This window comes from Citricoccus parietis (genome assembly GCF_042433045.1).
Taxonomy (GTDB): domain Bacteria; phylum Actinomycetota; class Actinomycetes; order Actinomycetales; family Micrococcaceae; genus Citricoccus; species Citricoccus parietis.
Map to the genome: position 1 here is coordinate 1 of NZ_JBHLWH010000025.1, position 1,450 is coordinate 1,450.

At 64.0% G+C, this 1,450-nt stretch carries 2 protein-coding genes; both read left to right on the forward strand.

All coding sequences use genetic code 11. From position 1 onward, the window contains the following. The first annotated feature begins 137 nt into the window (after window positions 1-137). Window positions 138-389 carry a hypothetical protein gene (locus ACFFIO_RS08765; RefSeq protein ID WP_378041206.1) on the forward strand — a complete coding sequence of 84 codons (252 nt, stop codon included), beginning with the start codon at window positions 138-140 and terminating at the stop codon, window positions 387-389. Window positions 390-512: 123 nt separating this feature from the next. Beyond that, window positions 513-1,385 carry a tyrosine-type recombinase/integrase gene (locus ACFFIO_RS08770; protein ID WP_378041207.1) on the forward strand — a complete coding sequence of 291 codons (873 nt, stop codon included), beginning with the start codon at window positions 513-515 and terminating at the stop codon, window positions 1,383-1,385. The last annotated feature ends 65 nt before the right edge of the window (window positions 1,386-1,450 follow it).

A 1,450-nucleotide genomic window follows, 5' to 3' on the forward strand; every position in this document is an offset into this window, starting at 1 on the left:
TCTCGCCCTACGTGATCGAACTGATCTGCTCTGTCACCGTGGTACCGCTCCAGCCTGACACGTAGGGGGGACGCAGACCAGGCACAGGCTGTGGCACTGTGAACCGAAACCGGCTGATCGTAGAACTATCCGCGCTCGTGCTCGCCGAACCCAACGCGGGTGCCCGCCGGGCCACACTGATTGGCCGCTACCGAGAGAACACCTCAGCTGCGCTAGAAGCCCTCATCGGCGTTGAGTTTGTCGCGCAGGAGCTCGGACGCGGCACGCTACGCCGTCTGGCACACCGGCACCGAGCCGCGTGGCTCGCAGACCTGCACTCCCGTGAGACCGCCGTACTGGACTACAGCACAGACATCGTCCGCCGCCGCATGCGCCAAGCGCCCCGGTAGCAAGCGCTTGCTACCGGGGCGTCACCCGCCTAAAACGCGGATAACGCGGCTACGGGCGAGCACGTTGCAACGCGGCGGCGCGCGTTCACCCCACATGCATGACCGAACGACAGGAGAGCAGTAATGGCACACGTGAGAACCGTGCCCCGCAAGACCGGCCAGGCCTATGAAGTGGTGTGGAAGGTCGGTAGCACCCGCAAGCAGAAGACCTTCACCGTGAAGCGAGAAGCTGACCGATTCGCTCTGAAGGTGGAGAACGAACTGGCAGCAGGCAACTCCACCGAGCCGCTGGCCGGCAGATCGAAGACTTTCCGAGAGGTCGCGGAAGCGTGCCTGGATGCAGACCGGCCACGGCTCAAACCAAAGACCATCGAAGGCTACGAGGACACGTTGCGCCTGCACATCTACCCAACGCTCGGCACCCGGCGCATCGCGGCGGTCACCTCGCAGGACGTGGAGAAGTGGGTCGCCGACCTGAGAGCTATGCCGAAGAGCAACGGCAAGCCGCGATCCGAGACGTCAGTCCGCACTGCGTACTCGGTACTGCAGAAGATCTTCACCTACGCCGCCCGGCACCGGCTCATCTCACACGACCCAACGGCGGCGGTCCCGAAGCCCAGGACCTCCCACTACGTACCCAACTTCCTTACGGTGGGCGAGGTCGAGGAGATCGCCGGAGTACTGGACGCGTGGAACCCCTACGGCACCATCGTTCGTTTCGCCGCGTGGACTGGACTGCGGTCCGGCGAGCTCGGAGCGCTCCGCATTCGAGATATCGACCTCATGCACAAGGAGGTCCGAGTCGAGCGCACCATGTCATGGGTACGCGGAGAATGGCTGTACACCGCACCGAAGTCCGAGCGCTCCAAGCGCACCGTGCCGCTACTGGACGAAGGTCTGATCGCTGAGATGAAGACCCTGCTCAATGAGCATCCGCATCGTGCGGACCCCGACGCGGGGCTGTGGCCGGGGAAGATCCGAAGCCACGCGATTTAGTAGTGCCCCATAGAGTGGTGTAACGCACAGGTGGCAAGGCACGTCGTTCCAGACGTGGACGCGGC